The organism is Neobacillus sp. B24, from assembly GCF_055381825.1.
The window spans coordinates 3,753,818-3,779,412 of record NZ_AP035777.1; the positions used below are offsets into that span (position 1 = coordinate 3,753,818).

At 41.0% G+C, this 25,595-nt stretch carries 28 protein-coding genes; 3 read left to right on the forward strand and 25 right to left on the reverse strand.

What is annotated here, in order from left to right; genetic code table 11:
• Positions 1-99: 99 nt before the first annotated feature.
• Together tatC and ACZ43M_RS18480 are read right to left on the reverse strand one after the other, a co-directional pair.
• Positions 100-831: a twin-arginine translocase subunit TatC gene (tatC, locus tag ACZ43M_RS18475; protein WP_464503987.1), complete on the reverse strand. Its 732-nt coding sequence runs from the start codon at positions 829-831 to the stop codon at positions 100-102.
• Between the two features lie 95 nt (positions 832-926).
• Positions 927-1,121 (reverse strand): twin-arginine translocase TatA/TatE family subunit, encoded by a 195-nt coding sequence (locus ACZ43M_RS18480; RefSeq protein WP_464503988.1) that lies wholly within the window; start codon positions 1,119-1,121, stop codon positions 927-929.
• A 299-nt stretch (positions 1,122-1,420) separates the two neighbouring features.
• Here ACZ43M_RS18480 and ACZ43M_RS18485 point away from each other — a divergent pair, with 299 nt between their 5' ends.
• On the forward strand, positions 1,421-1,660 hold the full coding sequence (locus tag ACZ43M_RS18485; RefSeq protein ID WP_464503989.1) for a hypothetical protein: 240 nt from the start codon (positions 1,421-1,423) through the stop codon (positions 1,658-1,660).
• Positions 1,661-1,944: 284 nt separating this feature from the next.
• On the opposite strand, the gene ACZ43M_RS18490 is transcribed toward ACZ43M_RS18485, so the two are convergent.
• From ACZ43M_RS18490 to ACZ43M_RS18600, 23 genes are all read right to left on the reverse strand, one after another.
• Positions 1,945-2,433 (reverse strand): dihydrofolate reductase, encoded by a 489-nt coding sequence (locus ACZ43M_RS18490; protein ID WP_464503990.1) that lies wholly within the window; start codon positions 2,431-2,433, stop codon positions 1,945-1,947.
• Entirely contained in the window at positions 2,430-3,233 is an 804-nt protein-coding gene (locus tag ACZ43M_RS18495; protein WP_464503991.1) for a thymidylate synthase, read from the reverse strand. The genes ACZ43M_RS18490 and ACZ43M_RS18495 overlap by 4 nt, the downstream gene beginning before the upstream one ends.
• A 42-nt stretch (positions 3,234-3,275) precedes the next feature.
• Positions 3,276-3,974, reverse strand: coding sequence for an anthrax toxin lethal factor-related metalloendopeptidase (locus tag ACZ43M_RS18500; protein ID WP_464503992.1), 699 nt, complete (start codon positions 3,972-3,974; stop codon positions 3,276-3,278).
• 151 nt (positions 3,975-4,125) lie between these two features.
• Positions 4,126-4,704: a TerD family protein gene (locus ACZ43M_RS18505; RefSeq protein ID WP_464503993.1), complete on the reverse strand. Its 579-nt coding sequence runs from the start codon at positions 4,702-4,704 to the stop codon at positions 4,126-4,128.
• Positions 4,705-4,773: 69 nt separating this feature from the next.
• Complete coding sequence (locus ACZ43M_RS18510; protein WP_464503994.1) at positions 4,774-5,385, reverse strand: TerD family protein; 612 nt, start codon at positions 5,383-5,385, stop codon at positions 4,774-4,776.
• Between the two features lie 26 nt (positions 5,386-5,411).
• Entirely contained in the window at positions 5,412-6,518 is a 1,107-nt protein-coding gene (locus ACZ43M_RS18515) for a toxic anion resistance protein (protein WP_464503995.1), read from the reverse strand.
• Positions 6,519-6,521: 3 nt separating this feature from the next.
• Entirely contained in the window at positions 6,522-8,168 is a 1,647-nt protein-coding gene (locus tag ACZ43M_RS18520) for a YceG family protein (protein WP_464503996.1), read from the reverse strand.
• A 409-nt stretch (positions 8,169-8,577) separates the two neighbouring features.
• On the reverse strand, positions 8,578-9,405 hold the full coding sequence (locus ACZ43M_RS18525) for an HAD family hydrolase (protein WP_464503997.1): 828 nt from the start codon (positions 9,403-9,405) through the stop codon (positions 8,578-8,580).
• Positions 9,402-10,523, reverse strand: a complete 1,122-nt coding sequence (locus tag ACZ43M_RS18530) for a cysteine protease StiP family protein (protein ID WP_464503998.1) — start codon at positions 10,521-10,523, stop codon at positions 9,402-9,404. Before ACZ43M_RS18530 ends, ACZ43M_RS18525 begins: the two co-directional genes overlap by 4 nt.
• A 13-nt stretch (positions 10,524-10,536) precedes the next feature.
• Positions 10,537-11,880: a phosphoribosyltransferase family protein gene (locus ACZ43M_RS18535; protein WP_464503999.1), complete on the reverse strand. Its 1,344-nt coding sequence runs from the start codon at positions 11,878-11,880 to the stop codon at positions 10,537-10,539.
• Positions 11,822-13,018 carry an HpcH/HpaI aldolase/citrate lyase family protein gene (locus ACZ43M_RS18540; RefSeq protein ID WP_464504000.1) on the reverse strand — a complete coding sequence of 399 codons (1,197 nt, stop codon included), beginning with the start codon at positions 13,016-13,018 and terminating at the stop codon, positions 11,822-11,824. The genes ACZ43M_RS18535 and ACZ43M_RS18540 overlap by 59 nt, the downstream gene beginning before the upstream one ends.
• Before the next feature lie 65 nt (positions 13,019-13,083).
• Positions 13,084-13,866 carry a TerC family protein gene (locus ACZ43M_RS18545; RefSeq protein WP_464504001.1) on the reverse strand — a complete coding sequence of 261 codons (783 nt, stop codon included), beginning with the start codon at positions 13,864-13,866 and terminating at the stop codon, positions 13,084-13,086.
• An 81-nt stretch (positions 13,867-13,947) separates the two neighbouring features.
• Positions 13,948-14,529, reverse strand: a complete 582-nt coding sequence (locus tag ACZ43M_RS18550) for a TerD family protein (protein WP_464504002.1) — start codon at positions 14,527-14,529, stop codon at positions 13,948-13,950.
• Between the two features lie 96 nt (positions 14,530-14,625).
• On the reverse strand, positions 14,626-15,219 hold the full coding sequence (locus tag ACZ43M_RS18555; RefSeq protein WP_464504003.1) for a YpjP family protein: 594 nt from the start codon (positions 15,217-15,219) through the stop codon (positions 14,626-14,628).
• Positions 15,220-15,322: 103 nt separating this feature from the next.
• A complete protein-coding gene (locus ACZ43M_RS18560) occupies positions 15,323-16,096 on the reverse strand; it encodes a class I SAM-dependent methyltransferase (RefSeq protein WP_464504004.1) in 774 nt (257 codons plus the stop codon).
• 57 nt (positions 16,097-16,153) lie between these two features.
• Positions 16,154-16,588 carry a BrxA/BrxB family bacilliredoxin gene (locus ACZ43M_RS18565; protein WP_464504005.1) on the reverse strand — a complete coding sequence of 145 codons (435 nt, stop codon included), beginning with the start codon at positions 16,586-16,588 and terminating at the stop codon, positions 16,154-16,156.
• A 24-nt stretch (positions 16,589-16,612) separates the two neighbouring features.
• Positions 16,613-17,749, reverse strand: a complete 1,137-nt coding sequence (locus ACZ43M_RS18570; RefSeq protein WP_464504006.1) for a conserved virulence factor C family protein — start codon at positions 17,747-17,749, stop codon at positions 16,613-16,615.
• Positions 17,750-17,823: 74 nt separating this feature from the next.
• Entirely contained in the window at positions 17,824-19,713 is a 1,890-nt protein-coding gene (locus tag ACZ43M_RS18575) for an ABC-F family ATP-binding cassette domain-containing protein (protein ID WP_464504007.1), read from the reverse strand.
• Positions 19,710-20,360, reverse strand: coding sequence for an HD domain-containing protein (locus ACZ43M_RS18580; protein ID WP_464504008.1), 651 nt, complete (start codon positions 20,358-20,360; stop codon positions 19,710-19,712). Before ACZ43M_RS18580 ends, ACZ43M_RS18575 begins: the two co-directional genes overlap by 4 nt.
• A gap of 99 nt (positions 20,361-20,459) precedes the next feature.
• Positions 20,460-21,308: a DegV family protein gene (locus tag ACZ43M_RS18585; RefSeq protein ID WP_464504009.1), complete on the reverse strand. Its 849-nt coding sequence runs from the start codon at positions 21,306-21,308 to the stop codon at positions 20,460-20,462.
• Positions 21,309-21,418: 110 nt separating this feature from the next.
• Positions 21,419-21,898 (reverse strand): glutathione peroxidase, encoded by a 480-nt coding sequence (locus ACZ43M_RS18590; RefSeq protein ID WP_464504010.1) that lies wholly within the window; start codon positions 21,896-21,898, stop codon positions 21,419-21,421.
• A gap of 11 nt (positions 21,899-21,909) precedes the next feature.
• Entirely contained in the window at positions 21,910-22,449 is a 540-nt protein-coding gene (locus ACZ43M_RS18595; protein ID WP_464504011.1) for a hypothetical protein, read from the reverse strand.
• Between the two features lie 17 nt (positions 22,450-22,466).
• A complete protein-coding gene (locus ACZ43M_RS18600; RefSeq protein ID WP_464504012.1) occupies positions 22,467-24,149 on the reverse strand; it encodes a formate--tetrahydrofolate ligase in 1,683 nt (560 codons plus the stop codon).
• 218 nt (positions 24,150-24,367) lie between these two features.
• On the opposite strand from ACZ43M_RS18600, the gene metA reads away from it, so the two are divergent.
• Together metA and ACZ43M_RS18610 are read left to right on the forward strand one after the other, a co-directional pair.
• Entirely contained in the window at positions 24,368-25,276 is a 909-nt protein-coding gene (metA, locus tag ACZ43M_RS18605; RefSeq protein ID WP_464504013.1) for a homoserine O-acetyltransferase MetA, read from the forward strand.
• Positions 25,277-25,368: 92 nt separating this feature from the next.
• A complete protein-coding gene (locus ACZ43M_RS18610) occupies positions 25,369-25,581 on the forward strand; it encodes a DUF3892 domain-containing protein (protein ID WP_464504014.1) in 213 nt (70 codons plus the stop codon).
• The last annotated feature ends 14 nt before the right edge of the window (positions 25,582-25,595 follow it).

Below are 25,595 nucleotides of genomic sequence, written 5' to 3' on the forward strand. Positions count from 1 at the left end.
CCATGAAAATATTGGAATATCAAGCACGCCATAAAGTTTTACTATAATAATAATTTGCCGTAATAAAAAGCCTTGAGGAGTCATCCTCAAGGCCTTACATTACACTTCGATTAATTCATTTTCTTGTTCTTTTTTCAATTTTTTCCGGTAAACAAATTTTGATAAGTTTATACTGATTTCATATAAGAGAAGGAGCGGCATTGTGACAACAAAATCAGACATAAAATCTGGCGGTGTAATAACAATGGCGATGATCACCAATACAAAATAAGCGTATTTACGAACCTTTGCCAAAACAAATGGATTTATGATTCCAAGGGATGTCAGAAACATGACCACGACTGGCAATTCAAATAGTACCCCAAATGGCAGGGTCATGTTCAAAATAAAACTGAAATAACGCTCTGCAGTAAAGTTTGTCACAAACATCTCTTGCCCAATATTTATTAAGAACTTAAGGACCATTGGAAAAATGGCAAAATAACCGAAGGCAAGACCTACAATAAATAAGATAAACAAAGCCGGGACGTAGGATAAGGTGATTTTTCTTTCAATCGGCTTTAAAGCAGGTTTGACAAACATCCAGATTTGGAGTGCTAAAACCGGGATTGTTCCCGTAAGCGCCACAACACCTGCAAGCATGAAATAAATCCACATGATGTCACTTGGACCCAGAACCAACAGTTTGGTGTCACCGACAAACCATTTGTAAATATCGTCAACATAAATAAAGCCGACTATAAAAAAGACCACAAAAGCTAGTGCTGAAATAATAATTCTTTTCCGTAATTCCTCTAAGTGGTCAACTAATTGCAATTCTTTATCTTCCATGTATTTCCCCTGCCAAATCGTAATTACTACGTTTTCTCATATTCATATAGGTAAAAACCGGAGAAGAAAAGGTGCAAGACATGAAATCTTACACCTTATTTGCTCAATTTTTCCTTTTCTTCCTTAATGTCTTCCATTACATCGTCGGTAAGTTCACGTGTTGATTTTTTAAATTCTTTTAATGTTTGTCCGAAAGCACGTCCGATTTCCGGCAATTTTTTTGGTCCAAAAATAATAAGCGCAAGCGTTAAAATCAATATTAATCCTGGAATTCCGATATTTGAAAACATAATGGACATCCCCTTTAAATTTTATTATTTCTACTACGATTATAGTATTGAAATAGGTATTTGGGATAAATATTTGAAATAATTCATAGTAATTTCACAATATCCATCAAAATTAAACCAACTGTGATATTTAGCATTTCCATTCTTGCTCTATTAAATTTAACAATATCCATTATGTAAGTCAATATCACATTTTTAATTAAATATTTAAAATATTTTGACAACCAATTGGTTTTTGCATATAATTGGAACATTAGAACATATACTAAGGAAACTAATAAGGATAGGATGTGAGTTGGATGGAATTTGCTCTTTGCAGCTTTGATGGGGCCTTGCCAGTTGAGGTAACATTGGACGATGATAATGGAAGATACACCATTCGAAAAAGCGATCGCAGCGGGGAATACTTTAATAGTCCGAAAGAAATGATTGCCTGGATTAAAGCGCATTTTCATGAGGAAGAATTTTGCCATCCACAAGAATTCCGCGGCATGCTTGCCAAATTGACGGAATATGAATTGAACGAAGTTAACTACTAAGGTTAATGGTCTAAAGCACCAGCACACTGGCTGATGCTTTTTTATTTGATAAATTATAATAGGTTAGGTTTATGAAGCTTTACTGTTATCATCCAGATTTTCAACAATTATTTGCCGGACATGTTCAGCTAAATCTTTTAATTCCATATTATAGTATATCTGAGGGTCTATTGACTGGCCTACCGTTATGTTGATTTGTGCCGGGCGGATCATCATATTATTCTTCTCAAACACATTTTACGGTTAAGCGTAATAAGTCTGAACATTAATGTTTCCCTTTCGTGCTATTCTTTCCGTTGGTAAATCCGGAATTCATAATGGTATGGATTTTTTTCGTTTCTAATTCCCTGCTCATTGGAAACAAGCTTCCATTCACATTCAGGATACTCCGGGAAAAACGTATCCCCCTCAAATTGCTCATGTATTAAAGTAATGTATAGGCGATCGGCATAAGGGAATGTTTCTTTAAAAATTTCTGCCCCGCCTATGACAAAAATTTCGCTTTTTTGCTTCCTACAGTAATTTACAAACTCATTTACGGAATGGAAAACGGTGCATTCCCCGGCTTGGAAATCCTCCTGCCTTGAAATGACGATATTTTCTCGTCCCGGGAGGACACGGCCAATCGATTCGTGAGTTTTTCGTCCCATAGCAATTGGATGTCCCATTGTCACCCGCTTAAAAAACTTCAAGTCCTCTGGCAGATGCCAGGGCAGTCCATTATTTTTACCAATGACACGATTTTCGTCCATGGCCACAATAAATGAAATCATACACTAACCACACCTTTAATATGAGGATGTGGGTCATAATTTTCCAACGTGAAATCACCATACTGGAAGGAGAAAATATCCTGTACTTCAGGGTTGATTGTTAACGTTGGCAATTGTTTTGGTTCCCTTGTTAACTGCAGGTTGACTTGCTCGATGTGGTTTTGATAAATATGGACATCCCCAAAGGTATGGACGAATTCTCCAGGCTTCAGGCCGCAAACTTGAGCAATCATCATGGTAAGCAGTGCATAGGATGCGATGTTAAACGGAACTCCCAAGAAAACATCTGCTGAACGTTGATAAAGCTGGCAGGACAATTTTCCATCAGCCACATAAAATTGAAACATACAGTGGCACGGCGGCAAGGCCATTTTGTCAATTTCGGCTACATTCCAAGCATTAACAAGCAGCCTGCGTGAATTGGAATTAGTTTTGATTTGTTGGATTAATTCACTTATTTGGTCGACTGTGTTTCCGTCGGCACCGGTCCAGGAACGCCATTGGTGACCATAGATTGGCCCTAGCTCTCCGTTCTCATCAGCCCATTCGTTCCAAATACGAACACCATTTTCCTGAAGATATCGGACATTGGTGTCTCCGTTTAAAAACCATAATAATTCATAAATGATTGATTTAAGATGCAGCTTTTTTGTCGTTACTAGTGGAAACCCTTCAGCCAGATCAAATCTCATTTGATAGCCGAAGCTGCTGATTGTGCCCGTTCCGGTACGGTCACCCTTAAAAGTGCCATTCTCTAATACGTGCTTGCATAGATCTAAATATTGCTTCAACTTCGACACTCCTCTACTTCATATCCTATTATTTTAACAATGAAGCAAGTATTAGTGAAGATTTTTAATAAAATTATAAGTTGAAGGTGCTTTATTTTTTAAAATGGTTTTCGTACTATTATTCAAATAAAACATTGCAAAAGTTTCTGCAAAATATTCCTCAGGATAAAGGAAATAACTTTTACCCGGAAACAATTGATTGTGTTCTTTTTCCCAGATTTCATGGAATTTCTGTTTTTGACTAATTTCATTAAAAATTATATGGTCTATTGAGTGTGCCATTTCATGTAATTCAAGGTTGATGGAACCGTGTCCCTTTCCTTTTTTACTGGCACCAATTTTGACTAACACAACTTGCCCTCCGCCGATGCCTGGCACGTCATCCCAGGTGGTGTTAGACTGGTATCCTCTTGGAGTTTTTCCGGTAAGATGACTGGCTGTAGGATTGTCGGTTAACTTACCTGTAAACAACTTTAAGGTAATCCCTTGATCATTTATTTTAGTTAAAAGGGAATCTGGCAATATACTAATTCTATTAATAATCCCGGCAGCTTCGTCTTGGTCAAACTCTTGTTTGGGCAAAATCACCATTTGCTTCACACTCGAGTGGATGCTGTTATTAATAGTTTTGGAAAGCTCCGAACTATTTGGAAAGTCAGCAAGTCTTATACCGTCAATCGATGCTTTTGACGTAGTTATTGATATTAATGACAAGAGAACAACCACTATACCTGCAAACCATTTACGCATGCTATCCCCCCATTAAAATTAGTAGTTTAATAGAATTATAACATGGTAAATATGTTGGTGAATTTGTTTATTTCATGAAAAAAGAGAAAGCTCATATACAGAGAGTTTATACATACAAAAAGCCGCCAAAAAGGCGACCTCTCTAACCGTTCTATACTTGTAATCCAAAATTCCTGCACAAGGCGGCAAGGCCGCCGGCGAACCCACTACCGACAGCGTTAAACTTCCAATCGCCATTATGGCGGTAAAGCTCGCATATCACCACTGCGGTTTCAACGGAAAAGTCCTCACCAAGGTCAAACCTTAAAATCTCACGGCCCGTGTCTTCATCGACGACACGGGCAAAGGCGTTGCTGACTTGACCAAAATTTTGGTTTCTTGCCTCTGCATCATGAATCGTTACCGTAATAGCAATTCGATGAATCTGAGACGGAACCTTACTGAAATCAATTTTGATTTGTTCATCGTCGCCATCACCTTCACCGGTACGATTATCCCCTGTATGCTCGACCGCACCCGATGGATCCTTCAAATTATTATAAAAGACAAAGTCCAAATCGTTAACCACTTGGCTGCTCGCATCGGTCAAGAATGCCGATGCATCCAAGTCAAAGTCAAATCCGCCATGATAACGGTTTGTGTCCCAGCCAAGCCCGACAATTACCTTTGTCAATCCTGGATTGGTTTTAGTTAAATCAATTCTTTGTCCTTTTGATAAATTAATACCCATTTTTATCACCTCTTACAACAAACTTTTGATTTGTCCAGTTGCAGCGCCAAGGCGCTGCAACTCTTCTATTTAACTATAAGAACGAACAACTTCACTTAATCCTGCTGCATTGGTGCCAGTTCCAATAGCCGCAAACTTCCACTCGTTGTTGTGACGGTACAGCTCGCCAGTAATCAGGCAGGTTTTTCCATTATAGTCATCTGTCAAATTATAATGAATCAATTCCTGGTGATTGCTTGGATTTACTACCCTGATGAATGCATTGCGAATCATGCCAAAATGCTGCTTGCGTTTAACGCAATCATAGATATTTACAACAAAGACAAGCTTCTGGATATTAGCTGGCACTCTATTTAAATCAATCATAATTTGCTCATCATCACCATCGCCATCGCCAGTCAGATTATCTCCTGAGTGTTGGACGCTGCCGTCACTGCTTCTTAAATTGCCAAAATAAATGACATCCTTGTTGTTTTGCAGACGGTCATTTGCTCCAAGCATGATAACAGATGCATCACAGTCGATATTAGCTCCGCCTCCGCCGCCAAACAGGGAACCGAGGAAGCCTCCGCCTCCGCCGCTTTGAACGGGATCCCAGCCCAAGCCTACCATGATTTTTGAAAGTCCCGGATTTCCTTTTGTTAGATCAACACGCTGGCCTTTTGTCAGATTAATTGCCATTTTCATCACCTCATTAAAAGTTTAAGTTAAGATTGTGCTTTAATTTTCTTAAAGTTTTCTTGTAATTGTTCTAAGCGTCTTGTTCCTTCTTGACGCAAGCGCTTGTTTTCATCCTCAATTGCTTTCGTTTCCTGTAAGCCTTTGATGATGATATTCCACGATTCTTCAATCGTTTCAATCTTGATACTTGGTCCGCCAGCAAGTCTGGCAATGTCGGCGCTTTGCTGGGAAATGTTTTGCGCGTTTCTAAGCAGCATTTCATTGGTACGGCGATCAAGCTCACTCATGGAATCAGCGACAAGCTTTTGTCTTTTGGCAGCCACTGCCTGAATCAAGCCATTTTTAAAAATTGGTATCGTGGTTACAAAAGCTGAATTGATTTTTCCAATCAGCTTTGTATTGCCTCGCTGCAGCATCCTAATTTGTGGCGCAGTTTGCAGCGCCACCATTTTCGCCATTTCCAGGTCATAAATTCGCTGTTCCAGTAACTCAATTGCGTTGCGCAGCGAATCAAGCTGCAACGAAGCAAGCTGGTCACCGGCAGCAGCTTTTGCTTCAAGCTGGGGAAGTTGATTATTTTTTAAGTCTTCTACTTTCAATTCCCCGGCAACAACATATTTTTCCAGGGTAAGATAGTACTGGTAGTTTTGCTCATACATGGACTCTAATGTCGTAGTGGAATCGACCATTTCCTGACGGTACTTGGAAATCTCCACATAAACCTTATCGATTTCTCCGCCCATTGTTTGATATTTGCCAAATAGCTTCTCGACCATTTTCTCGCCTTTTTTAAACAATTTGCCAAATATCCCGCCGGATGTTTTTTGAAAGTCCTTGGGATCAAATTTATCCATAATCTTGCCAAGCTGCTTTAACAGCTCACCGGAATCCTCCACTTTCGTTGTCCGCATATTTCCGAGGATTTGATCGGAAAACCTAGAGATTTGTTCTGCGGGTTCCTTACCAAATTCCAACACCTGAATTTGATCCCGCTCGTCAATTGATCGGGCTAGGTTTTGAATTTCCGGTTCTTTTCTTAATGCAAGCTTGATGTCAGATACTTTTGTTTCGGTCAGCAGGTCCTCCGCAGGCTGAGGCGTTAAACCGCTGGATGGATTCGATGATAAGTTCACTGGTTAATCTCCCCTTAAATTTTTTAAGATTCCTTGAAAAAGCCCTTTTTTGAAAATGGATACGGAAGGTTCCTTAAATTCCAAATCAAAGACTACATCCTCAAGCCAATGAATATCAAATAATTGCTCATGTAAGTAATTTTCAATATCGTTATGCCCGGTTGGATTGTACACAATGAGATCAATTCCAAACTGATTCAACAGGAGCAGCAACGCCGCATCTGCCCTTGAAAGCATGCCCGTTTTTTCATTATTAAAAATAATCAGCTTTGGTACCTTCTGTGAATAATCAAATTTCTCCAATAACTGAATCACTTTTTTCGGCATAAACATGGTTTGGGTAAACAAATAAATCTTTACTTCTTCCATGCTCTCCATCGGAAGCGGCTTTAAACCCGGTTTGTCACAAATGGTTCTGACCGCATTGGCAATTCCTTTTTGCAGGCCCGACGGTAAAAAAGAGTAGGGCCAATAGTGTCCGCCGATAACTTTGTCAGGATCAATTAATCCGTCTTTACCAAGCGCATTACGATAATGAAACCGAAAGTCACCATTGCTTGGAATGGTAAATGGAAGCTGGCGGACCAGTAAACTATCCTCCTGCTCATCAAGGGAATGCAGGCGCTCCCAATATTCCTTACGATTTTTGCTGACTCCCTGAATCTTGGCAAACAGTGACGGAATTTTGACTTGTCCGTTACTTACCGTAAAATCAGGACGGATCATCGCGATTTCTTTCGCAATCATAAACAGTTCATCATAGGTAGTCTTTAACGTAACCGATGAAGGGGTATAATCTCTCAACTGCCACGGTTTATAGAGACCTGAACCCTCCTGGTTTAGGATCGTCTCGATTTCTTTTGAAGCCCGATAAGCAACAGTGGTTTTCCGGCTCCGCTTTTCCCTAGGAAAATGTTCAGGGTGCTGCGATTTCGGATAACGATGAATGAATACCCCGTCTACCGACATCCCCTCCAAAATATCCTTACCCTCAGGATGGAAAATTACAATGTCACAGCCAAGCTTAATTAAGTAATATAAAAAGTACTGGTGGCTCTTTTTAAAGTCGCCATACCATAAAAACTTGGGCATCTCCCGCTCCGGGTCGGCATCATCAAGCAATGGCTGCAAATGGTTGATTGACCACTTGATCATATCAACGAGAATCCGCCTTAATTCATGATTTTTCAACCCGCCAGTTTCCTGACTTGAATAAAGTTCAAGAGTTGCAATCATCGCTTCCCGGAGTTTGCGGTGAATCGCAGGCACTGGTGATTTTAGCAGCAGCTTCTCTCCCTCTAAAAAAGCAGTAAAACGGTTCACCGACAGATTCTGCTCCTGGTTTATGTTCAATACCCTTTGGATGGACTGGAACAGAGCATTTTCAATTGTTTTATCAAGCGATTCCACGCTTAATAACTGTAGCTTCCATTGTTTTTCTGTAGCAAAATCAAATAGTTGATTGTAATATTCATCCGTATCAATGGGAACCCCAAAGAATTCCGCAATGACTTGACTGATTTGGATCGTCCCATTTTCTATTGAAAATTCAGGCCGTTCTGGAAGCGGCTTCTGCAGCATTCCAAGCCAATTTTCATATGAAAGGGATCCAACTGGGCGGATGTTTAATTGATTTAATGATGGATTCATTCATAATCCCTTCCCTCAGAAGCAAAACGTATTCAAAGTTAGCAAATTATGTAAGGTTCCCTATCATCATATCATAGATGGCTTAATGGTTCATTTGTTTATACGAATGCCACGGAAAAATGTTTCATCATTAAGCAACATTTCCAGCATTTTCACCTTTGTTCTTGTCCCTACATAGTATTGAGTACTGATAGTAAAGTAGGTGACCAACTTGCGTTTTTTATATAAACGTCCCCGTATCGATGCGATACAGGAAGAACTGGAAACTTTAATGGAAGTCATGGCATCAGATTTGTTTATCTATTTTGATTTATTTGTATTCAGTTTGATCTTTACCTTGTTTCTCTCTCCTGTCCTAAAATCATTGGTCTTGTCATTTTTATTTCTTGCAGCTTGTTTCAGTTTATTTTCATGCGTTTATTTTTTTATGGTCAGCCGGCTGTTCGGAAAAGATTAGGTCTTTAAATCGCTTCAAGATTTCTTCACCTGCTGCAGCTCCGCTGTTTTTGGTAAGGATGAACTCCTTACCAGCTGACAGCTTGGCAAGTTCCCCATGGTTGGGGACAAAACGATATTGGCAGTGCTGTAAAAAGTCCCAGTCGAGTATTGAATCGCCTCCTCCAGCAATCGTTGTCAGTCCTGTGATATCACTTATAAACTTAAGTGCCGATCCCTTGCTAACAGCCTTTGGGATAAAGTACAACTTCCTGCCTTGCAGAGACATTCTCCAGCCTGCCCGGGATACTAATTCCTCTAGAAGAATTCTGTCATATACAAATGGCAGCGACTCCAGAATATAATAGAAAAAATACCCGCCGGCCTCTTTTAATTGGCCGGTTATATGGATTTTATTCCTTTGTAGAGTCAACAGTAATTCTTCCTGTGAGGCGGTTTCCTGTTGCATTTTTTTAGCAATCAGCTCCGTCCAAGCTTCCATGGGTTTTCCCTTGTATAAGATCACCGCACCATTGGCAGTAATTGCGTAGGGAAAGCATTCTTTATCTTCAAATATAATAAACCGGTTAAATTGCTCTGTTATCCTTGTGGTAACAGGTATAAATAAACATGTTTGAGCTATTTCTTGTAAAGCAAAGAAAGCGTCCTCCGGCATATATGCCACCCAGCGGCCATCTTTTTGCTCGACTGGTTTAAGTCTATTATTCTGTTTTTCTCCCAACTCGAGGATTGCCCGTTCTGAATAAACAATAGTTCTGTCAAGGTCAGATGCAAAGATCATGACTGATTCTCCTTGACTGATTTAATGATGCCGCAGCAAAGATAGGTTAGATGGGGATAATCAACTACTTCTACCCCTTTTTCTTTTGCCAGCATAAGGATGTGTTGAACAAATGGACTTGACGGGTCGCGCATCAAGATTTTCCAGGGTACCCTTCTTAGTAATACCCGAGTCGTTTCTCCCACACCAGGTTTAATAAAATTGGGGTTTCCGATTGCAAATTGTGTTTGAATTCTCCTAACGTCTTCCATGCCAGAAAATTCGGCAGTCAGTTCCTCACGGTTTATTTTGTGTGCCGCTTCTTCTGCCGCTTCCAAGATACCATGAAATTCGGCAACGATACTGTCAATAAATTGAATAGTGACATCTTCCTCCATGAGATGCCGGTAGAACTTTGCACCGTGGAAATCATTCTTATCAATATAGGCCTTATTGAATACGGTTCGGCTGACAAGTCCGGATACGGTTGAATTTAAACAGGCACTTGGAATTAAGAAATCCTCTCTCGTACCAAACAGGGTTGTGCAGTGTCCTGGGTCGGCAATAACAGCCAAAGTATCATCCAGATTGACCCCATGTTTTCGCTGATAATCTCGGCACGACTTGGTTAACTCCTGGGAAATAGCCCCTTTTCCTGTCCAGCCGTCAACAAACTGGATGGTTCCGTCAGGGTGCTCATTTCGGATATAATGAATGGCATTTTCGTCAATGCCCCTGTCACGGATAATCGAAATACTATAATGCGGTAGAGAAATACCATATTTCAATGTTAAATATCGCTTAATCAGAACACCCACTGGTGTGCCGGCTCGGGCAAGTGACACCAGAACTGTTTTTTCTCCTTTTAAACGATAAATTTGCTCGGCGACAATCCCGACAGCTAATGCTACCTTTTGTTTATAGGCGTGCAATGTTTTCCAAAACAAATCAATGTACGCTTTTGGGGGCTGATATTCAATCGGCAGCGTCTCGCTATAATGACCTCCGGATTGGATGCGGAGCTCACGATTTGCGGCAGAATCCTCCAACATAACATTGCTTAAATCTTTTAGCAGAAATAGAACATCCTGTTCAAGATATGTTCCAATTTTTGCAGGTTTATTTCTAATTTGCACCATGTGTAATCACCTCTCACTTCGAAAAAAAGACAAGCTTTAATGAATTAACCTGTAATCGTTCCAGCTCCTTCAGGAATGGTCGGAGCATCTCAAGCTCTACTTCTCTTTCAAAAAATAGAAAAATCTCGTCATAGTAACCTGGAGGGATATTATAAACTTGATGGGAAATCTGCGGGTCTTCCGGATTCGGGAAAGTTATTCCGTACCGTGCTCCATAGCCTTGGCGATTCTCAATATAAATAGGACTTCTGGTGGTTGATTGATAGAAGACCCCCATCCCCATTCCAGCCGCAATTTTCATTGGTAAATACATAAACTCTCCTGTACCTAGGCAAAGGGTCCTGCGTCCGGATCTTTTCGCCTTTAAGATTTCAGCGGCCACAGACAAGTTATGGTGTAATGCATCATTTTCGCTGCTGGATAATCCAAATCTTCCAGTCTCTTTAATAAATGGCACGGAGTTCACAAGATTTTCCGAAATGAAAGATGTTGGGTGGAAGAGGGATGATAACGAAATAACTTCCATATCTAGGTCCCCTGTTTCAACTCTCTGCTCCATTCCGGGGTGCTCCTCCATCTCTTTCAACCGCTTAATTCCAACATTTCCTGCCAATAAACTTACTGTGTGTATAGTAATCCCAAGTTCTTTTTCAAGCTGTAAAAATTCTTTGCGATTGGCCTCAGACCGCCAATCAAGAATGGAAACAACACTGTACTGGGTTCTTGGGTAACGAGTATGAATCGATCTTATTATATTAAGCGCCGTTTTCCCCGTTGTCATTTCATCATCCACCAAAATAATCTCTCGGTCATTTTGAATCATTTCCAGAGGTATATAGCATCGATGAGAGGTAGCATGCGAGTGCTCTTCCTCAAAGGTAACCTCAGGTTGATGGGAAAGGACTTCTTCCCTTGTGGTATGAAAAAACTCTGCCTGTTGAAAACAATCAAAAAAAGCATGACCAAGGGCAGTTGCTGTCTCGGCAAAACCAATTACAACAGGATTGATTGCAGGAGGAATAAATGCGCTTAACTTTACCGGTTCAGATTCTAAAAAGGATCTGATAAGTCTTTCTCGACAAGCGTCTTCCACCCCTTTTACACTTTCTAAATAACGTGCAGCCAGTAACGCTGCAGTAAGGAGCCCTTTATTCGGATTAATCGGCAGATGTTTCCCCAGCACTTTACTGACAAACAAAAACGAGCGCTTTTTATTAATTCTGGCTGCCATCGTAAATAGCTCTTCGACTGGCAGCCCATATGGGTTTTCCAAGACTTCGATTTCAGCCTCAATCGCGTCAAGTATGAGATACGTAGACTTCTTTTTTGATAAGGTCAATGTTTGTGAATTCTTCATGTAACACCCCGAAAAGCTTTGATTTAAAAATTGTTTTTTTGGCCCAATAATAATGGGGCTTAATTTCGTTCATTTTATTGGCAAATTCGCTTTTTACAACACCAATTTCACCAGTAGCACCATTGACAATATTAATGGCATCAATGTATTCCTCGTATGAAACAACATTTAAGGCCTGGACCACTTTAATATGCGAAGGATGGATAATCGTTTTTCCCGTGATACCATTAGCGATATCCAACATGGTTTCTCGAATTAAGCCGTCAAGGTGGTCATCAAGTAGTTTTCTGCGCCACTTAACGCCTTCATCCCCATAACGTTCCCGAAACGGTGTTTGCCTCAACTGTGGTTTCAGCATTCGGTCTTTGGCGGAAAAATACTCCCATACAGGTCCTGACACGACATAAGGACTCTCATGCCGTCCAAAGACATTGATAATATCGGAAAGGCAATCTCTTAAAACGGCAATATCGTAAACTGTCGTATCTGCACTGCGGCGGATTCCATATAAGCCGCAGAAATCAGTTGCACCGATGCGGATATTGAGGATATTGTCTTTATAGCTGTCGACTAATCGTTTAATCCCCAATAATTCCGCCATTCTTGATTCCTTATGAATGATTTGGGAAGATTCAAGGATCGGCATCGCATAGAAAGGATGCTGCTCGGTATGAATTTGCCTAACAAGCTCAAGCATTTCCCTGCCAGTTTCCGCCGAAAACTTTGGAATCACCACACCTGTGAGGAGGGTGGATGCAACACCTATTTTATCTATCAATCTTTTAAACTGTTCCAAATTTCGAATTCTAATAAACATCAGCGGTAAATCAGCAATTGTTATAAAACCCTTACTATGCTCAGCGTGCAATTTTAACAACTCTTTAATTAATAGGCCTTCTGCCTTTGGCACCAAGTGATCACCAACAGCATCCTCAAGGTCGATTACCAGAGAGGTTAACCCTGCATGTTTCTTGGACAGTATTTCCTGATGGATATTCGGACGGGTGGCTGGCATATAAAGTGTTGCTCCAAGACCATACGCTAACAGCTCTCGGTGGGTATTTTTAGTAAACTCTTGCGGCCTTTGATAGAAAAACTGTGGGATTTCATCTTCATAGTAATATGTAAAAAACCTCATTCTTCGTACTCCTCAATAGGTAAAAAATAAGGGAGACAAACTCGCGTCAGCCCCCTCTTAGTAAGTTATGATTGATGTTCTTTGCCAGCTTCTTTCTTTTTGTTCATGAAGTGAACAACAAATGTTGCCGCAAAAGTGATTAATAAGATGATAAAGAAGGTAGTATGCTCAACATGAATCCCGATTTGCGGGAGAGCAAGAAGCATTTTCACAGCAATTAAGAGAATTAATATATAGGCAGTTGTTTCAAGCTCTGGTACACGGTCAATTAACTTTAAGAACACCCCTGCAATTCCCCGCATCATTAAGACACCGAGCATTCCCCCTAGTAACAGTACCCAAACCTGCTCACTGATACCGAAAGCAGCAAGCACACTATCTACAGAAAACGCGACATCCATTAACTCAACGGCTGCAACCGTTCCCCAAAAGGTTCCAAATAAACGGATAAGCAAGCCACCTTTATTAATCCCGTGCTCTTCCTCATCTTCTCCTTGAGAGGCTTTGCGTTTATCGATAAAATACTTAATTGCCAGCCAAGCAAGATATGCTGCTCCTATTAACTTGACCCACCAAAGCTTAATGAGGAAAACACCGACCCCAATCGCGATAAAACGGAATATATAGGCACCTAACAAACCATAAAATAATGCTTTCTTTCGCTGCTTTTCAGGTAAATGCTTAACCATAACAGCCAGAACCAGCGCGTTATCAGCTGAAAGTAATCCTTCAAGAATAACAAGAGTCCCAATAAGTCCCCAAGCTACAGGATCCGTTAGGACCTCTCCCCACATTTCCCAATTAAAAAATTGAGCATACGTATCAATTATTCCTTGTAAAACGGACATTAAAAAAATTCCTCCCAGATGTTATCTCTATTTTTTGAAAAGAGACCCAGCGAGCGCTGGGTCTCTTAAGTAAGTCTTGTATTATCCAACCTGTAAGCCGAAGTCTGTTGCCAGTGCTGCCAATCCGCCTTGGTAGCCGCTGCCGATTGCACTGAATTTCCATTCGCCATTATGACGGTATAATTCGCCTACAACAATAGCTGTTTCAATCGAGAAATCTTCACCTAAATCGTAACGGATTAATTCCTGTCCTGTTTCTTCATTGAAAATACGGGCATAAGCATTTGAAACCTGACCAAAGTTTTGATTTCTGGTTGTTGCCTCATGGATTGTAATGGTAAAGGCAATCCGCTGCACACTTGCAGGAACGCTAGTCAGGTTAATATTAACTTGTTCATCATCCCCATCACCAGCACCAGTACGGTTATCTCCTGTATGTACAACTGAACCATTGCCACCTTGCGGATTATTGTAAAAAACAAAATCGGTTTCTGTTGTAACTTTACCATTCTCGCCTAGCAAAAACACCGATGAATCAAGGTCAAAATCATGACCGCCGTCATATTTGTTAGTGTCCCAGCCAAGTCCGACAACTACCTTTGTCAAACCTGGGTTTGTTTTTGTTAAATCAACTTTTTGACCTTTTGATAAACTTATAGCCATTTTACATTCCTCCTAATTTGGTAATAGTCTATTTACGAGCATTTTAAAAAAAGGTTTCACATTTAAAATAAATTTTTCATATAGAAATTACTTCCATCAACTCATCCATTTTGGCGGAGTATTCTTATCCCAATAAATTGTCCCTATTTCATGGTGGGCTTGAAATTCATCGTGATACGTATGGTAATGGAAATTAAACCAGTATCCAGCTTGAGGTGGATGGTCTCGTCTAACGTGGAATCGTAAAATATCTTTCCCAGTTATGGTGTTTTTTATATGAAAAATTTTCTCGGATATACCAGAGCCAGGAAATTCCGTAATACCAAGATTCTTCAAATCATCTTCTGGAAATTGGGCTGCTGTTTCTTCAATCGCCAACTGGATTCTCGGCAAAATGACGTCGCGGAATTCATCTTCAATGACAGGTTTAATTTTACTTCCAAATTTTTGATAGGATTGGCGTTCTGCCTGATTGACCATTGCTCTGACAAAATCTTCTCTATCAAACTCTGATTCTTCTATGTATTCATGGATTTGCGTAAAGTCGCTTTCCCGTGATGGCACTTCCAGGACATCACGTTCAGCAATCCCTTCAGCATTAACGGCATTTAGCAGCTGGGTTGGGGTAACCAATCCAAATGTTAAAATAGAGATTAGTACGAACAGTGATTTACGAGCCCAATTTTTCATTCCGGTCACCTCAATTCTTCCCGATACTTTAAATTTTTAGCCTATACAAATTATTATACTTCTTTTTTTCTAAAATTGGAAAAAACAGTTTGAAATATTCTTGCTATTTTTCGATAACACCAAAGTGAAATTTTGCGTTTTTTCTAATTGTTACATGAAATCGGTATTTCTCAAAGCGGTTGCTTTTATAGTGGTCCTTCAACACAACTCGAGATTTAGCAACCCTTAATGCTTCCGCGATGAGGGCATCATCAAATTCATCATAGAGTGCGAATTGGGTTAATCCCTTGATGCCACAGGACTCCTGAATATTTTCATCAAACATCGGATCAAAGTATACACAATCGCTTGAGGCATCAGGCTGGGTTTTTAGAAACTCTAATGCTGATTGATTGACAACCTGAATTCGCTCCATCGCTGCCTTCATTTTTGAAATTCCCGGTTCCCATGAGCGCAGACCTTCTTGAACCAGGTAAGCAATATATTTTTGTCCTTCGATACCGATTACTTGGCCTTCCTTGCCCGTTAAAAAGCTCGCCACTATAGCATCTCCAGCCAACCCAAGGGTACAGTCCAACACTTTCATTCCCTTAGATAGCTTTGCCGCCAGTGCAAAAGGATCATGTTCCCCTCTTAGCAATCGTTTAATCCGAAACATAGCAGAGTTAGGATGGTAGAAAAAAGGTTCTGTTTCACCCATTTTATATAATTCCAAGCGCTCTTTTCCGACTACAAGACAATCACTATTGTAATCATGGTGCAGCAGTTGAATGGATTGTTTTCTTCTTGGAACAAACTTGACACCAAGGGTATCTGCGATCGCTTTTGCTTTTTCAATCATGTATTGATTGGTGCGTCCTCCTGTTGTTACAAACATCCTATCTCTCCTGTCCGAATTAATAAAAAAAGGACGAGTGGTAATCGCCCTTCATGTTTAACAATATTTTTCCATTGCTCCAAGCACGTTCTCCATGACCGTTTCCATTGGCATACCTTCGATATCATGGCGCGGAATAAAGTGAACAACCTTTTTGTCTTTAACAAGCGCCATGGACGGGGATGATGGCTCGATTCCTTCGAAATATTCACGCATCTTGGCAGTGGCTTCTTTGTCCTGTCCGGCAAATACTGTCACGAGGTGATTCGGTTTTTTGTCACTATTTAGCACAGCCTGCGTGACAGCAGGACGAGCCAGACCAGCGGCACAGCCACAGACAGAATTGACGACCACAAGTGTAGTCCCATCTGCAGTTTCCATAAATTTTTCAACGTCCTCAGCAGTTGTCAGTTCTTCAAAGCCTGATTTTGTCAGTTCATCTCGCATTGGCTGGATGATTTGTCTCATATATTCTTCATATGCATTTGACATTAATTAACACTCCATTTCCTATCATTAATCTTCTATTTTTCTCGCTTCTGTCATTTGTTTCCACACAGAGCCTTTTGCTTCCTCGCCGCCCTCGATTCGTTCAATCGCCATTTTAATTTGCATGCTGACTTCAAATTCTGGATCATCCTGGGCTGCCTTCAGTGCTGGAAGCGATCGTTCATCGCCAACTTCATAGAGAAACATCGCTGCCCGCCAGCGTACCAGTTTGCTAGGGTCTTTTAACGATGCTGCCATCTCGTCCTGAGCTTCAGGGAAGCCTAAATCTGATAGACAATCTCCGGCGGTTCTGCGGACTGTTACTGTTTTATCCTTCAGTGCCTTATATAATAACGGCAATACAGCACTATCCTCAATCATTCCCAAATACACAACCGCTAATCTTCTAATCGATGGTTTTTCATCGGTTAAGGCTTTTTCAATGACAGGCAAGTCCGCAATTTCTGGGTCGTCCATCTGCTCAAGGAGCTGGTAGCGAATTTGCCAATCAGGATGCTGCAAGTCCTCCAACGTCACCTTTTTGCGCGGTCGTTTATGCTTTGGTTCTGTAACAGTTTGTGTTGATTGCGCCTTTTGAACAAGTTCGGCAAGTCTCTGGGGCGGATATGCCGCAACCAATTCTTCAATCACTTCAGGACCAACCTGGTCCATTTCACCATAGCGGACCCCTTTATTGTCCCATTTCCTTAGTAAAATATAATTATCTTGAGGCAGTTGTGCCTGTTCTCTTGCCTTTAAGAAGTATTCCGGCATGCCAAATCTTTTTTCAGTGGTACTATCTGTTAATTTCACTTGGAGCGGAATCCCTTTGAACATTTGTACTTCCACTTTTATTTCGCCAAAGTGTTCGTTTAGTGTCTTTTGGGTATTTTCGGCGGGTTGAATCTCTTCTCCAAATGCCTGGCGCACCTTTGGAAGCAGTTCCTTCCAATCATATTTGGCGTTCCTTTCTACTGCCAGAAAATCAGCTACATGGTAAACACCTTTAATGCCGTCAATTAGCAGAATCGCCTGTATAATTGGAGGGGCACCTGCGCTGGTTTCTTTTCTATAATTATGACTTTTGCCCATAGGAAGTTCTTGGTCAAGATTAATTTTCATTGTATTAGGGCTTGGGGTCGGCTCGATTGACTTGATTTTCACCTTACTCACCTTATTCTTTTTTATTCTTTTACAAGTTTAACATATTGGATAAGGTTCATTCATGCATGATGCCTTTACATGTTTTCAGCAATTTCAGCAAGGTATTCCCAGCGCTCCATTAAGTACTCCAGTTTTCCGTTCAATTCAGCCTCTTTTTTCATTAATTCCTGTAATTTTGAAAAGTCACTACCGGCAGTCGCCATTTCAGCAGAAACTGTTTCAAGCTCCGTTTCTGTTGCAGCAATGATCTCATCAATTTCTTCCCATTCCTTCGTTTCTTTGAAGGTCATTTTTTTCTTTTTCTCCTTTTCAGGAGCTTTTGCAACAGGCTTTGGCGCGAGAGCGGTCTTTTGAGCTTCTTGGGCAGCCTCTTTTTCTAAATACTCGCTGTAATTCCCATAGAAGGAATCAATACTCCCTTCTCCCTGGAGTATGAGCAACTGCTCGGCCACCTTATCGAGAAAATAGCGGTCGTGGGAAACGGTAATTACAACACCAGGGAATTCTTCCAGATAGTCTTCCAGCACTGTCAAGGTCTGGGTGTCAAGATCATTGGTTGGCTCGTCCAACAGCAGCACGTTTGGTGCTGTCATCAATATTTTTAACAAATACAAACGGCGCTTTTCTCCCCCCGACAGTTTACGAATTGGGGTGCCGTGGGTATAGGACGTAAACAAGAAGCGCTCGAGCATTTGTGCGGCAGATATCGTTTTACCATCAGAGGTCTCAACAATTTGGGCCGTTTCCTTGATATATTCAATCATCCGCTTGTTCTCATCCATATCCTCGCCTTCCTGGGTATAGTAGGCGATTTTCACGGTTTGCCCCATATTAAACTCCCCTTCATCAAGGGGAATTCGTTTGGCAAGGATGTTCAATAATGTTGATTTACCCGTCCCGTTCTTACCAATGATGCCAATTCGATCACCCGGTTTAACGAGTAAATCAAAATGGTCAAGAATTGTTTTCGACCCGTATCGTTTGGATGCGTCCTTTAGTTCAAACACTTGCTTCCCGAGCCGGCTGCCGTTTAAAGAAATATCCAGCTTTTCACCCGTGGGTTTGCCGCTCGAAAGCTTGTCATCCAACTCTTCAAAGCGTTGAATCCTTGCCTTTTGCTTCGTTGACCTGGCCTTGGCCCCGCGACGAATCCATTCAAGCTCTCTTCTAAACAGATTTTTTCTTTTTTCATAAGTGGCTGCTGCATTCTCTTCACGAATGGCTTTTGCTTCCAAGAAGGCACCATAATTGCCTTTATAGCTGTATATATTGCCGCCATCCAATTCAAACATTCGGTTTGTGACTCGGTCCAAAAAGTAACGGTCGTGGGTGACAAGCAAAATCGAGCCTTGATATCTGCTCAAATAATCCTCCAGCCACTTCACCGTATCAAAATCTAGATGGTTCGTCGGCTCATCTAATATCAGCAAATCTGGCTCGGCAATTAAAACCTGGGCCAGGGCAACCCGTTTTTTCTGACCACCGGACATATGGCCAACCTTTTGGCTAAAATCTTCAATCCCCAACTTGGTGAGGATGGATTTGGCGTTAGTGCTGGCATCCCAGCCGTCCATAGCATCCATTTGTTTCTGCAGTGTGAACAAATTGTCTTGCACCTTGGAATCATTTGGTGCGCCATCCAACTGCAGTAAAGTATTTTCATATTCCCGCATCAGCTTTAAAATCGGGGCTTCGCCGTGAAACACCTGCTCCAATACCGTTTTATCAGAAGCAAAATCAGGCTGCTGCGGTAAGTAGGAGATGGAATAATCTTTTCCGGAAATGACTTCCCCTTCATCTGGCTGGTCGATTCCAGCAACAACCTTTAATAAGGAAGATTTTCCGGTACCATTAACACCGATCAGTCCCACCCGCTCTTTTTCGGCGATTGTAAAAGAGATCTGTTGAAATAATTGTTTTTCACCGTAGGTTTTTGAAAGATGTTCTACTGTCAGCATTTTCATGACTCTTGACCATTCCATTCGCGATAAAATTGTTCTAGAAATGTCTCCATCATTTGATGGCGTTGCTCGGCCATGACTTTAGCAGTATCTGTATTCAGCAAATCTTTTAGTTTTAACAGTTTTTCATAAAAATGATGGATGCTGGTGGATTTACCGTTACGATATTCTGCGACACTCATTTTCTCTCTTACCTCTATGTCAGGGTGATAGATTTGCTGGCCTTTTTTACCGCCATAGGCGAAAGCCCTGGCAATCCCAATCGCCCCGATGGCATCAAGCCGGTCCGCATCCTGGACGATTTTTGCTTCAATCGAGGTAAGCTCGGCACCCTTTCCGCCTTTATAAGAAATCGTGCCAATGATATCTTTAATTTGTTGTTTGTCACTTTCCGACAGGGATAGAGTATGTAGAAAAGCATCCAGCTTTTGTTCTCCTTTTTCCACACTGTCATTTAGCTTTTCATCAGGAATATCGTGAAGCAGCGCTGCCATTTCGATGATGAACGGGTCTCCGCTTCCCTCCTGTTTGAAAATATGTAATGCATTATTTCGGACACGGTCCACATGGAACCAATCATGCCCTGTAGCATCTTCTCCTAACTCATTACGGACGAATAGTTCTGTTACTTGTATTTCCTTATTCTTCAATTTCTATAGCACCTGCCTTTATACCATGCTATTTTACCATGAAAAATAACCGAAAATGAAAAATTACCTCGAAATTCATCGAGGTAATGGAAATCTAAGCTATTTTAGGGCGTTAAACCAGCTGATTCCAAGGGTGTTTTCACCTGCATGGACACCGATAACGGCCCCTAATGGCGCGTAATACAACTTAAGCTCAGGATATTTTTCCTGCAACTCCCGTTTCCAATCAGTTGTATGTTCTTCATGGAGCCCATAGAGCAAATACACTTCTTTAAACTGATGTTTTTCATAAGCATTCTTGAAGTAATCAAGTATTTTATCCTTTGCCTTCTTCTCACTTCTTACTTTTTCCTTAACATATAAGGCGCCATTATCAAACGAAATAATCGGCTTTACATTCAACATGCTGCCGAGAAAAAATTGCAGCCCTGACATTCTGCCGCCACGGTGCAATTGTTCCAGACTGCCGACTAAAACATACGTTTCATTAGTATCTCGAATGGCTTCTAGCTCTTTGATTACTGAATCTAAACTTTGTCCGCCATCTAGTAACTCTATCCCTTTCTTAATGAGTGCAGACATTGGCATGGTAAGGATATTGGAATCAACAATGGTAACTGGGATTTCCACCAGCTTAGCCGCCTGTTCAGCAGATGAAACCGTCCCGCTTAACTTTCCTGAAAGAAGCACGGCAACAACTTGATCATAATCCTTTAATAGACTTTCATATAATGATTGAAAAGCCCCGACAGATGGCTGTGACGTCTTTGGTGCCTGTTTCAACTCTTTTAATCTTCCAAACAATTGATCAGGCGCAAGGTCGATCCCGTCAGCAAATTCCTCACCGTCCAAAATAACTGATAATGGGACACTATATAAATCAGGGTGATTTCTTAACTCTTCATCTAAATAGGCAGTGCTATCTGTAACCCAAGCGGTTTTCGCCACCGGCCATCTCCCCTTGTTTTTTAATTAGTACCTACTACTAATAGTAACTGTTATTCAGAAAATTGTAAATGCTAAAAAGGCCAAAAAAATGAAACCGAAAAATTTCGGTTTCATTTAAGTAAAGCCTCGATATCGTTAGTTATTTCACTTGGTTTTGTTGTAGGTGCATACCGCTTAATAACTTTTCCTTGGCGATCAACGAGAAATTTGGTGAAATTCCATTTCACCGTATCAAAGCCTAAGACTCCGGGTGTTTGTTTCCGTAAATGGACAAATAACGGATGGGCATACACACCATTTACATCAACCTTGGCAAACATCGGAAAAGTGACACCGTAATTCAATTCACAAAATGATTTAATATCCTCTTCAGCCCCTGGCTCTTGACTCATAAATTGATTACATGGAAAACCGAGCACACTAAATCCTTGATTCTTATACGCTTCATACAGTCCCTGCAGTTCTTTATACTGCGGTGTAAACCCACACTTGCTTGCTGTATTGACAATGAGCAGCACATTTCCAGCAAATTGGTTAAGTGAAATCTCTTCCCCATCAATTGTTTTGGCCTTAAACGAGTAAACCGACATTTGCTCCCTCCCTATTCTCTTCCACTTAAAAAACCTTGTAATCGTTTAAGTGTGACCACCATAAAATCGGTCATCTCTACAATATCATCCAATTGCTCTTCGCCAATTACCCGAATAAAATCAACTGTAACTACATTTTTGCATTTTATTGGTTTGGCTAATGGGTTATATTCGACAGCTTGGGTGATTTTCCTTGTCTCTCCCCAAATTTCTGTAAAAATGGCTTCAATATCTTGGAAGACCTTAACTTCATCACTATGCTCCAAAAAAAATTGCAGTCTGATAAAACAGCCTGGAATTTTATTCGCCAGGGAGCTGGAAAGAAGCTCCGCCGCCAGATTATCAAGCTTGGATTCCAGTTCAAGCTTTGCTATTGCTGAGGGTCCGCTTATTTCGGGTAGTGTGATACAGATATTAAATAAACGGGACATTTTTGCAAGATTAATGAAATCGTTTCGATCTGTAATGATAATCTCTCCGGCACTATCCCGGTCATAAATGGCACCTTCGATAACAACCTTCATGTTATCAAAGGCAGTAGGATCAAACATTGGTTCATTCGACTCCTTTAGAATAGTCCAATTGCATTTCCGTTTTCGTCAATATCCATATTTAACGCAGCAGGTTTTTTTGGCAAACCTGGCATGGTCATGACTTCACCGGTTAAAGCTACTATAAATCCAGCCCCAATTGACGGTTTAAACTCCCTGACCGTAACAGTGAAATCATGCGGTCTTCCAAGCTTGGAAGGGTCATCTGAAAGTGAATATTGTGTCTTCGCCATACAAACTGCTAATTGAGACCAGCCAAATTTATCAAAATCAAGCAATTGCTTTTTCGCTTTTGCTGAAAACTCAACGTCCCGGCCGCCATAAACTTTTTGGACGATTGTTCTGACTTTATCTTCAATGCTATCGGATAAATCATATAAAGGATGGAAATTGTTCTCCTCTTTTTCGATTACCTCAAGCAGTTTTTCAGCCAGCTCAACGCCGCCTTCACCGCCTTTTTCCCACACCTCCGTTAATGCAGCAAAAACACCTTCCCGATTGCACCATTCCAATAAAACTTGAACCTCAAGGTCTGTGTCGGTAATAAATTTATTGACGGCGACAACCACTGGCAGACCAAAGCTTTTGACTGTTTCGATATGCTTTTGCAGGTTGGCAAACCCGAGCGTTAATGCCGGGATATTTTCATTACTCAGCTCCGTTTTTGGTACTCCGCCATGCATTTTCAATGCACGGATGGTCGCAACCACAACAACAGCTTCCGGTTTAATTCCCGCACTTCTTGATTTGATATTTAAGAATTTCTCCGCACCCAAATCTGCGCCAAAACCGGCCTCGGTAATAACATAATCAGCTAATTTTGAAGCAGCTACAGTGGCAATAACGCTGTTACAGCCGTGAGCTATATTGGCAAACGGGCCGCCATGGATAAGAGCCGGTGTATGTTCAATCGTTTGGACAAGGTTTGGTTTAATGGCATCCTTTAATAATAAAGTTAACGCCCCTTCAACACCCAAATCCCCAACGGTTACCGGCTGTTTGTTATAATTATAGGCTACAACAATCCTGGATAATCGTAATTTTAAATCTTTAATATCTGTAGCTAAACATAGTACTGCCATGATTTCGGAGGCAACCGTAATATCAAAACCATCTTCCCTTGGAACCCCTTGCATTGGGCCACCAAGACCCACGACCACCTTCCTGAGAGCGCGGTCATTCAAATCAACTGCCCGCTTCCAAACAATCCGGCGCTGGTCAATCTGCAGCTCGTTCCCCTGCTGGAGATGGTTGTCAAGCAATGCAGCCAAGGCATTATTAGCAGTCGTAATCGCATGGAGATCACCGGTAAAGTGAAGATTTATGTCTTCCATTGGCAATACCTGTGCGTAGCCCCCACCAGTTGCACCGCCTTTTATACCCATAGTCGGTCCTAGTGAAGGTTCACGCATGGCAATCATCGCTCTTTTACCAAGAATATTAAAAGCATCCCCCAATCCTACCGTAACCGTTGATTTGCCTTCACCTGCAGGGGTAGGGCTAATCGCTGTTACCAGAATAATTTTTCCTCCCTGTTTGGTCTTAAGGCTGGCAAGTGCTTCGGTGGAAAGCTTGGCCTTATACTTGCCAAAGAGTTCAAGATCGTCCTCTCTCAAACCAATTTTGCTTGCAATCTCCGCGATAGGTTTCATCTTGGCTGCTTGGGCAATTTCAATATCGGACTTTACATTTGTTTTCATTACCACATTGATCCCCCCACATTCTGCATATCTTAAATCTACAATCTATTTTATCAAAGGAGCGCTACATTCCGATAAGTTTTTGTGAACAAATTATTATCTTTTCTAAATTTCAAATAATGTTTATAATATAAATATTGAATTTTTTACTACTCAATAAATCTAGTACGCTGTTCAAGTAACATAGAGCAATAATTTAAGGAAGGGGAGAGGGTTAATTGCCAATTAACATTCCTAAACAATTACCTGCAAGAGAAATTCTAGAACAAGAAAATATTTTCATTATGGACGATGAACGGGCTGTCAGCCAGGATATCCGTCCTTTAAATATTTTAATCTTGAATTTAATGCCAGAAAAAGAAAAAGCGGAAACGCAGTTGTTAAGGCTGTTGAGTAACTCGCCGCTGCAGGTGAATGTAAGGTTTTTAAAAACAATTTCCTACGAATCGACACATACGAGTAAGCAACATCTTGAGCAATTCTATACTACCTTCTCTGAGGTGAAACATCAAAAGTTTGATGGCATGATTATTACCGGTGCACCTGTTGAGCTGTTGGAATTCGAGCAAGTCAAATATTGGAATGAATTGAAGGAAATCATGGATTGGACTACCCAAAACATTACCTCTACCTTACATATTTGCTGGGGAGCCCAGGCTGCTCTATTTCATCACTATGGGATCGGGAAATTTGAGCTCACAAGAAAATGTTCAGGCATCTATTCCCACCAAATATTTGAGCAAAATGATATTTTATTACGTGGGTTTGATGATCAGTTCTTTGCTCCCCATTCCCGCTACACAGATGTTTCAATTGAAGCAATCAAAAGTGACCCGCAGTTAAAACTGCTGGCTGCTTCAAAGGATGCCGGTGCCTTATTAATCGCTTCCCGCGACCGGAAGCATGTAATGATTACCGGGCATTTGGAGTATGAATCAGATTCATTGGCACAGGAATATGAGCGTGATGTTAATAAAGGGCTGGAGATTCATGTTCCGGAAAACTACTTTCCCAACAACGATCCTACACAACCTCCAATCAATCGTTGGCGCTCCCATGGTCATCTTTTCTTTTCAAACTGGCTCAATTATTATGTTTACCAGGAAACCCCTTATTTATGGGAATAACCAACCTGCCAATTTTGGCAGGTTTTTTCTATCTTATTGGATAAATATTCATCATTTCAGAAACAATAATAGGGGCAAAGGAGGCTTACATTTTGGAAACAATCGTGGCATTGCATCGAAATCATTTTGGGGATATTATCAGTTTTGTGACTTCGGAAGGAAGAGTGATTTCTTATCGGAAGGCCTTAATTGAAGCAGGTGATGGAATAATTACCGGAGTTCATCCGCAGCTGGATACCAATGGTCATGCTTCGTTAGTCCCACAACAGGAACAAAGCTTTGATCATTACCCTAACCTATTTTAGAAAAGCACCTGAAG